At 66.7% G+C, this 8904-nt stretch carries 6 protein-coding genes and 1 pseudogene; 4 read left to right on the top strand and 3 right to left on the bottom strand.

The annotated features are described in order from the left end of the window. The 3 genes and pseudogenes from STRTUCAR8_RS44215 to STRTUCAR8_RS44205 form a co-directional block, all read right to left on the bottom strand. Positions 1-339: pseudogene (locus STRTUCAR8_RS44215) on the bottom strand (transketolase); the annotation flags it as partial. A gap of 29 nt (positions 340-368) precedes the next feature. Next, positions 369-1877 carry a glycosyltransferase family 87 protein gene (locus tag STRTUCAR8_RS44210; RefSeq protein ID WP_006383018.1) on the bottom strand — a complete coding sequence of 503 codons (1509 nt, stop codon included), beginning with the start codon at positions 1875-1877 and terminating at the stop codon, positions 369-371. 153 nt (positions 1878-2030) lie between these two features. Further along, positions 2031-4757, bottom strand: a complete 2727-nt coding sequence (locus STRTUCAR8_RS44205; RefSeq protein WP_078507501.1) for a transglycosylase domain-containing protein — start codon at positions 4755-4757, stop codon at positions 2031-2033. 384 nt (positions 4758-5141) lie between these two features. Here STRTUCAR8_RS44205 and STRTUCAR8_RS44200 point away from each other — a divergent pair, with 384 nt between their 5' ends. The 4 genes from STRTUCAR8_RS44200 to STRTUCAR8_RS44185 all read left to right on the top strand — a co-directional run bounded on the left by STRTUCAR8_RS44200 (position 5142) and on the right by STRTUCAR8_RS44185 (position 8891). Next, complete coding sequence (locus tag STRTUCAR8_RS44200; RefSeq protein ID WP_006383012.1) at positions 5142-5828, top strand: PadR family transcriptional regulator; 687 nt, start codon at positions 5142-5144, stop codon at positions 5826-5828. Between the two features lie 42 nt (positions 5829-5870). Further along, the gene (locus tag STRTUCAR8_RS44195) at positions 5871-6953 is read left to right on the top strand and encodes an inositol-3-phosphate synthase (RefSeq protein ID WP_006383014.1); all 1083 of its coding nucleotides are present in this window, start codon (positions 5871-5873) and stop codon (positions 6951-6953) included. A 106-nt stretch (positions 6954-7059) separates the two neighbouring features. Continuing rightward, entirely contained in the window at positions 7060-8322 is a 1263-nt protein-coding gene (locus tag STRTUCAR8_RS44190; protein ID WP_044473948.1) for an MFS transporter, read from the top strand. A gap of 116 nt (positions 8323-8438) precedes the next feature. Beyond that, positions 8439-8891, top strand: coding sequence for an LppU/SCO3897 family protein (locus STRTUCAR8_RS44185; RefSeq protein WP_006383017.1), 453 nt, complete (start codon positions 8439-8441; stop codon positions 8889-8891). Positions 8892-8904 lie beyond the last annotated feature (13 nt).

The raw sequence follows: 8904 nt of genomic DNA, 5'->3' as shown, positions 1-8904 counted from the left end.
GGGGGCCTGCGGGTCGAACAGACCGCGCTCGTAACGGGCGGCCATCGCCATGCCCACAGCGTTGGCGACACCCTGGCCCAGAGGACCCGTCGTCGTCTCCACGCCCGTCGTGTGCCCGTACTCCGGGTGGCCGGGGGTCTTCGAACCCCACGTCCGGAACGCCTTCAGGTCATCCAGCTCCAGGCCGAAACCGGCCAGGTAGAGCTGGGTGTAGAGGGTCAGGGACGAGTGACCGGCGGACAGCACGAAACGGTCGCGCCCGACCCAGTCGGCGTCCGCCGGGTCGTGCCGCATCACCTTCTGGAAAAGGGTGTACGCGGCGGGGGCCAGGCTCATCGCTTCGCACGACCCTCTCCAGCAGTGTTCGCTCAGAGCGAACGGTCATCCTCGTCCCGGTCCCGCTGGTTGCCCCACTCCACCTGCGGCCCGTCGAAATGCGCGGCGTGCTGCGGTGGATGAGCCGCAGCGCCGAGTACGAAGACGTCCTCAGCGCCGTCGAGCACGCCTCCTGACGGATCGTCGTCGCCGGCCCGGCGCACCACGTCCCGCTCCGGCATGAGGATGTCCCGGACGATCACGGCGCACAGGTACAGCGTGCCCACCAGGTGGACGCCGATGACGAACTGGTAGCCCTCTGTGGGCAGGCCCTTGTGGGCGTCACCGCTGGTCGTGTAGGCGAGGTACATCCAGATCCCCAGGAAGTACGCGACCTCGCACGCCTGCCAGATCAGGAAGTCCCGCCATTTCGGGCGGGCCAGCACGGCGAGGGGGACCAGCCACAGGACGTACTGGGGTGAGTAGACCTTGTTGGTGAGGATGAAGGCCGCGACGATCAGAAAGGCCAGCTGGGCGAAGCGCGGACGGCGCGGCGCCGTCAGCGTGAGCGCCGCGATACCCACGGCCGAGGCCAGCATCAGCAGCGTCGCGAAGGTGTTGACGGTCTCCGTGGTGAACGGGTAGTCGAAACGCTGGGAGATGATCAGCCAGAAGGAGCCGAAGTCGACGCCCCGCTCCTGGCTGAACGTGTAGAACTTCGACCAGCCGTCGAAGGCGAAGTACATCACCGGAAGGTTCACGGCGGCCCAGGCCAGAACCGCGCCCCCCAGAGCGCTCCCGAACTGCCGCCACTTGCCCGCGCGCCAGCACAGCACGAACAGAGGGCCCAGCAGCAGCACGGGATAGAGCTTGGCGGCCGTGGCGAGGCCCAGGAGCACCCCAAAAGCAAGGGCCCTGCCCCGGGACCACATCAGCATCGCCGCAGCCGTCAGAGCGACCGCCAGCAGGTCCCAGTTGATGGTGGCGGTGAGCGCGGCGGCAGGCGCCAGAGCGACCAGCAGACCGTCCCAGGGGCGCCGCGCGTGCGTACGTGACACACAGACGACGATGATCGCCGCGCACACCATCAGCATCCCGGCGTTGACGAACCAGTACCACTGCTCCTGGTGCTGGATGGTTCCGCTGCTGGGCGTGAGCCAGGCGGCCACCTCCATGAACACGCCGGTCAGCACCGGGTATTCGAGGTACTGCATGTCGCCGTCGAACTTGTCGAAGTACGGCACCAGTCCGTCGGCGAATCCGCGGCCCTGATACAGGTGCGGAATGTCGGAGTAGCAGGCGTGCGTGTACTGCGAGCTGGCCCCGAAGAACCAGCCGCCGTTGTAGCAGGGCGCCTTCTGGACCAGGCCGAGGGCGAACATGCCGATCGCCACGAGCGCGACCACCCGTACCGGAGTCCACCAGGACGTCCCCAGCAGGGCACGCCGTCCGATGGGGCCGCCGATCAGCTCACTGCCGGCCACGGCGATCTCGTCGTCCCTGGTCGGCCGTACCGGATCCGGCTCGCGCACGCTCGCGTGCGTCGTCTCTGCACTGGACATGGGCCACATCCTGCCGTACGCGCCTGGGAATACGCCGAGGGCCGCCGCACCTGGTCGGTGCGACGGCCCCATGTTTCACGTGAAACAGCGTGAATCGGATCGGTGTTTCACGTGAAACACCCGCGCCGGGTGCTGCTTCGGCCAGCCGGCCGGTCAGCCGAAGATGCCTCCGTTATTGCCGCCGTTTCCGTTCGCGTTGCCGTTGTTGTCCCCGTCGCTCTCCGTGGGAGTCGGACTGGACGTCACTCCGCCGTCCGTAGAGCCTTGATCCGTGCCTCCCGTATCGGTCCCGCCGATGTCCGAACACGTGGGATCGAACGGGTTGCAGGATTCACTCGGTGAGGGCGAGGGAGAGGGCTCGACCTCCTCGTCGGAGGGCGACGGGCTCGGTGACGGGATCACTTCCTCCGACTCGGTGACCGAGGGCGTCGGGCTCGGCAGCGGGTCCTCGTCGACGACCTCGCCGTAGGGCTCGGGAGCGGGGAAGTCCACCACCGGAGCGCCCTTCAGCGCCTCTTCCATGTAGTCGTGCCAGATCTCGGCCGGGAACGAGGCGCCGTGGATCTTCTCCTGGCCACCCGTGCCGTACATCTCCAGGAACTGACGGTTCTTCTGGGTCTCGTCGTCGTTCATCCGGAACATGCTGATCGAGGTGGACAGCTGCGGGGTGTACCCGATGAACCATGCCGACTTGTTCCCGTCGGTGGTACCGGTCTTACCGGCCACCTCCCGGCCGGTCAACTGGGCCGCCGTACCCGTTCCGTCGTCGACGACGGTCTTGAGGACGTCGGTGACGTTGTCGGCGACCTGCTCGGTGAACATCTGCTTGGGCTTGGCGATCTTCTTGTGATCGAAGACGACGCCGTCCTTGCTGTTGACCTTCTCGACCGAGTACGGGTTGTTCTGCTTGCCGCTCGCCGCGAAGGTCGCGTACGCACCGGCCATGCGGATCGCACTGGGGTCGGACGTACCGATCGAGAACGACGGGAAGTCGGCACTGGCCAGACTGCTGTCGAGGATGCCCGCGTCGGTCGCGGACTCCCGGACCTTGTCCAGGCCGACATCCATACCGAGCTGGACGTAGGCGGAGTTGGACGAGACCCGCATCGCCTCACGCAGGTCGATCCGGAAGCTGGGCGCGTTGTACGACTCGTCGCCGTCGTTGCGCTGCAGCCACTCCTTGTCGTCCTTGTCCTTCCAGATCGTGTTGTCGTAGTTCTCGATCTTCAGCTTGTTCTTGCCGCTGTAGATGCTGTCCGGGGAGACCTGGGTCCGCTCGTCCTGGGCCTGTTCCGCCCCCAGGTCCGGATCGCGCACACCCCACTTCATCGCGGCGGCGAGTACGAACGCCTTGAACGTCGAACCCACCTGGGCGCCCGTCGTGTCGGCGTTGTTGGTGAAGTGCTTGGTCGCGTCCTCACCGCCGTAGACGGCCTTGATCGCGCCTGTCGACGGTTCCACGGAAGCGCCACCGAACTGCACGTATTTGTCGGTGTCCGGCCGCTCCTTGGGCTTGATGTTCGCCTTCTCGACGTTCTTGACCGCCTTCTCCAACGCCTGGACCTTCTTCTTGTCGAAGGTCGTGTAGATCGAGTAGCCGCCCTGCTGCAGTTGGTCGGCGGTGATCCCGGTCTTGTCGGTGTTGTTGATCAGGTAGCCCTTGGCCAGGTCGACGAGGTAACCGACCTGGCCGCCCAGCGCCGTGTTGGAACGCGGGTTCTGGATCTTCGGGAAGGTCGTGATCTTGGCGCGGTCGACCGCGGTCATGCGCCCGTCCTTGACCTCCTCGTCGAGGATCCACTTCCACCGCTCCTCGGCCCTCTTGCGGTTCTTGTCGGGGGTGGCGTTCACGGAGTCGACAGCCACGTTGCCGGCTGGGTCGTAGTACGTGGCGCCCTTCAGCACGGCGGCCAGGAACGCGCACTCGCTCGCGTTCAGGTCCTTGGCGTCCTTGTTGAAGTACGCGCGGGCGGCTGCCTGCATCCCGTAGGAGTCACGGCCGTAGTAGGCGGTGTTCAGGTAGCCGGCCATGATCTCCTTCTTGTCGACGTTGGTGCCGACCTTGATGGAGATGAACAGCTCCTTGAACTTCCTCGTGAGCGTCTGGGACTGGTCGTTCAGGCGTGCGTTCTTCACGTACTGCTGGGTGATCGTCGAACCACCCTGCGTCTGACCGCCCTTGGCCATGTTGAACAGGGCTCGGGCGATACCCATCGGGTCGACGCCGCTGTCGGTCTCGAACGTCTTGTTCTCGGCCGACATCACGGCGTACCGCATCGACGCCGGGATCTGCTCGTAGCCGATGATCTGGCGGTTCGTCTCACCGCCGGTCGCCACCATCTGGCTGCCGTCGGCCCAGTAATAGACGTTGTTCTGAGCAGTGGCGGTATTCGCGACCTTCGGCACACCCACCAGGGCGTAGCCGATGCCGGCCACCGCCACCAGGCTGCCGACGAAGCCGATGAAGAGTCCCGTCACCTGCCGCCACGAGGGCATCCAGCGCGCCGCGCCGTACTTGCCCGCGCGCGGATAGTCGATGAAGCGCTTCTTGGGCGGGGGACCCGCCGCCCGGCCTCTGCCGCGCCCGTTCGGGCCGCCGGGACCGCCGCGGCGTCCGCCGTCCTCGGCTCCTCTGCGACGTCCACCGGTACTTCTCTGGGCGGCGCGCCGGGAATCGGCGCGGCCTTGCGACGGGCGCTCCTCGCCTTCCGCTCCGTAGGGACCCAACCCATAGGAACCCGACCCGTAGGAATCGGAGGGAGACTCGGTTGCGCCTCGCGGTGCCGCACGGCGGCCGGAGGACGAGCCGGACTGGCCGCGTCGGGCCGCGGCACGTCCGCCTCCCTGCGGCTGCGGCGGTTTGCGACGGTGCTCGCTCATCGAACGATTACTCCTTGGGCAGGCGCACCCGTGCGCGCCTGGAAGCGGCGGCTGGTTTCCGGTCCCCCCAAAGTACGGATGCGGCCGTGTTCGCATTCATCCGTACCTCACCAAGCACGACGACGTCCCCAAACGTCACTCGGGTCCCGGTGGATTGCATGGCGCACAGACTACGCACCGTCAAAACCTCTCCAGCCCCGAAGTTCACCCCAAATCAGGCAACTTGGTTCCTACGAATCGGTGATGTGATCCCGTTCACGACTTCCCCCCTTGTCCCATCCGCAGGGCCGATCTATCGTCTGGATGTATCGAGTCGATACATCAGCTCGGCATAAACAGTGCCGACGACCGTCACGGTCGGACCGTGGGAGAGGGGAGGCGACGATGAGCCGGCGCTCCGGAATCCTTGAGTTCGCCGTCCTCGGCCTGCTCCGCGAGTCCCCCATGCACGGCTATGAGCTGCGGAAACGGCTCAATACCTCACTGGGTGTGTTCCGCGCCTTCAGCTACGGCACGCTGTATCCCTGCCTCAAGACGCTGGTCGTGAGCGGCTGGTTGATCGAGGAGTCGGGGGGCGCGTCGGAGGACGCGCTCGCCACCCCGCTCACAGGACGCCGCGCCAAGATCGTCTATCGGTTGACGGCGGAAGGTAAGGAGCACTTCGAGGAGCTGCTCTCGCAGACCGGCCCGGACGCGTACGAGGACGAACACTTCGCCGCTCGTTTCGCCTTCTTCGGGCAGACGTCCCGCGATGTACGCATGCGCGTGCTCGAAGGGCGTCGCAGCCGGCTGGAGGAGCGTCTGGAGAAGATGAGCTCCTCCCTGGCGCGTACGCGGGAGCGCCTCGACGACTACACCCTTGAGCTCCAGCGCCACGGAATGGAGTCCGTGGAGCGCGAAGTGCGCTGGCTGAACGAGCTCATCGAGAGCGAGCGGGCCGGACGGGACCTCAAAGGTGCCGACTCCGGGGCAACCGACTCGCAGGACACCACATCTGGAGCGCCGGGCGGCCTGCCCCGGTCCCGGGAGGACGACTCCCGGACCGGTCCGTCCGACGACACCGCCACGTGAGGGCCGCTCAGGTCCTCACTCGTACACACAGGGAGCAACCGAATGGGTTCCATTCGCGTAGCCGTCGTCGGCGTGGGCAACTGCGCCGCGTCGCTGGTACAGGGAGTCGAGTACTACAAGGACGCCGATCCGGCGTCGAAGGCCCCCGGCCTGATGCACGTCCAGTTCGGTGACTACCACGTCAAGGACATCGAGTTCGTCGCCGCGTTCGACGTGGACGCCAAGAAGGTCGGCCTCGACCTGGCGGACGCCATCGGCGCCTCGGAGAACAACACCATCAAGATCTGCGACGTGCCGAACACCGGTGTGAAGGTCCGGCGTGGCCACACCCTCGACGGTCTCGGCAAGTACTACCGCGAGACCATCGAGGAGTCCGACGCCGAGCCGGTCGACGTCGTCAAGATCCTCAAGAAGAAGCAGGTCGACGTCCTCGTCTGCTACCTGCCCGTCGGTTCCGAGGCCGCGGCGAAGTTCTACGCCCAGTGCGCCATCGACGCCAAGGTCGCCTTCGTCAACGCCCTCCCGGTCTTCATCGCCGGCACCAAGGAGTGGGCGGACAAGTTCACCGAGGCGGGCGTCCCGATCGTCGGCGACGACATCAAGTCGCAGGTCGGCGCCACGATCACGCACCGCGTGATGGCGAAGCTGTTCGAGGACCGGGGTGTGGTCCTGGACCGCACGATGCAGCTGAACGTCGGCGGCAACATGGACTTCAAGAACATGCTCGAGCGCGACCGCCTGGAGTCCAAGAAGATCTCCAAGACACAGGCCGTCACCTCCCAGATCCGTGACCGCGAACTGGGCGCCGACAACGTCCACATCGGCCCGTCCGACTACGTGGCCTGGCTCGACGACCGCAAGTGGGCGTACGTCCGCCTGGAGGGCCGTGCGTTCGGCGACGTCCCGCTGAACCTGGAGTACAAGCTGGAGGTCTGGGACTCCCCGAACTCCGCCGGTGTCATCATCGACGCCGTGCGCGCCGCGAAGATCGCCAAGGACCGCGGTATCGGCGGCCCGATCCTCTCCGCGTCGAGCTATTTCATGAAGTCCCCGCCGGTCCAGTACTTCGACGACGAGGCGCGGGAAAACGTCGAGAAGTTCATCAAGGGCGAAGTCGAGCGCTGAGAGGAGTCCAGCGCCGACGAAGCCCCAACAGGCTTGTCGCTCCTGCCCGTCGAGGGTCCCCGGGTCATCCGCCCGGGGACCTTCCTCGTATGTGAGGCTGTGCCCCATGGCTGTCGTACGTGACCTGCGGGTACTCCTGCACCTGAGGAACTTCCGGCGCCTGCTGGCCGTACGCCTGCTCTCCCAGGGCGCCGACGGCGTCTACCAGGTCGCACTCGCCGCGTACGTCGTCTTCTCGCCGGAGAAGCAGACCTCGGCGACCGCGATCGCCTCCGCCATGGCGGTACTGCTCCTGCCGTACTCTCTCGTCGGCCCTTTCGCGGGCGTCCTGCTGGACCGCTGGCGACGCCGCCAGGTCTTCCTGTACGGCAATCTGCTGCGCGCTCTGCTGGCATGCGTGACGGCCGTCCTGGTGCTGAGTCATGTTCCGGACTGGCTCTTCTACGTCTCGGCCCTCTGCGTCACCGCCGTCAACCGCTTCGTCCTGGCCGGACTCTCGGCGTCCCTGCCCCGCGTGGTCGACGACGAACGCCTGGTGATCGCCAACTCGCTCTCCCCGACAGCGGGCACGCTCGCTGCCACCGCAGGAGGCGGACTCGCCTTCGTCGTACGGCTGGCGGGCTCCGACTCCGACGCCGCGGTGGTCCTTCTGGGCGCGGCCCTGTACCTCTGCGCGTCGCTCTCCTCCCTGCGCCTCGACCCGGAACTGCTCGGCCCCGACCCCGAATTGGTGCAGCCCCGGCTGGGCGCAGCGCTCACCGGCACCGCACGCGGCCTGGCGGCAGGCGTACGGCATCTGCTGGAGCCCGGGCGCCGGGAGGCAGCCTGGTCGCTGGCCGCGATGACGCTGATGCGGTTCTGCTACGGCGCCCTGACGGTCATGGTCCTCATGCTCTGCCGGTACGCCTTCTCGGACGACTCCGACGACGGGCTGGCCCTGCTGGGCCTCGCGGTGGGCATCTCCGGGGCGGGATTCTTCGTCGCGGCCGTCATGACCCCGGCAGGGGTCGCGCGTCTCGGACCCGGCGGCTGGATCGTGGTGTGCGCCGGCGCGGCAGCGGTCCTGGTGCCCGGGCTCGGCCTGGCGTTCACCGAGGTGCCCATGCTGATCGCGGCGTTCGTCCTGGGCCTCGTCACCCAGGGCTCGAAGATCGCCACCGACACGATCGTCCAGTCCTCGGTCGCCGACGGATTCCGCGGCCGGATCTTCTCCGTCTACGACGTCCTGTTCAACGTCGCCTTCGTCGGCGCGGCCGGAGTGGCGGCCCTGATGCTCCCTGGAGACGGCCGCTCGGTGCCGCTCTTGGTCACAATCGCCGTTATCTACGGGGCAATTGCTGTGACTATGGCCCGCTTTGAGCGTCAGTAAGTGTCACATGAAGGCCACAGAGAACGTTTGAAGTACAGAGTTGTCAGTGGGTCCCGGTAATTTACGTGCGTCTTACTTCACGCCAAGCGCACCCACAGCCTAGGGGGACCTCCAAAGTGACCACTCCGCCGCCACAGGACCAGACTCCGACCACTCCCGCGACCGTCCCGCCGGCGGCTCCCCAGCAGCCGTACCCGCCGCACCAGGGCGCCCCGTTCCAGGGAGCCCCGGTCCCGCCGCCCGCGCCGGCCAACCGCTTCAGCAAGAAGCTGCTGCGCATAGGCGTGTTCATCGTGGTCGCGATAGCCATCGCCGGCGGCAAGTGGTACTTCGGTCAGAGTGACGCCGAGACGACGGCCGTGGGCGCCTGCATGCACAACGACGGTTCGGACACGAACGCCGACCTCAACGAGGTGGACTGCACGTCCAGCGACGCCCAGTACAAGGTTGTCCAGAAGTTCGACAACACCAGCGACCCCGACAAGTGCGAGGCCGTCACGGAGTCGACGATCGCCTACTACCAGCAGGGCGGCAGCCACGACGTCGTGCTCTGCCTCAAGGAAGTCTGAGCAGAAGCGGCTG

It is taken from the genome of Streptomyces turgidiscabies Car8, from assembly GCF_000331005.1.
Classification (GTDB): Bacteria; Actinomycetota; Actinomycetes; order Streptomycetales; family Streptomycetaceae; genus Streptomyces; species Streptomyces turgidiscabies.
Note: the sequence above shows the minus strand (reverse complement) of the source record. Positions and strands in the feature narration are given on the sequence as shown.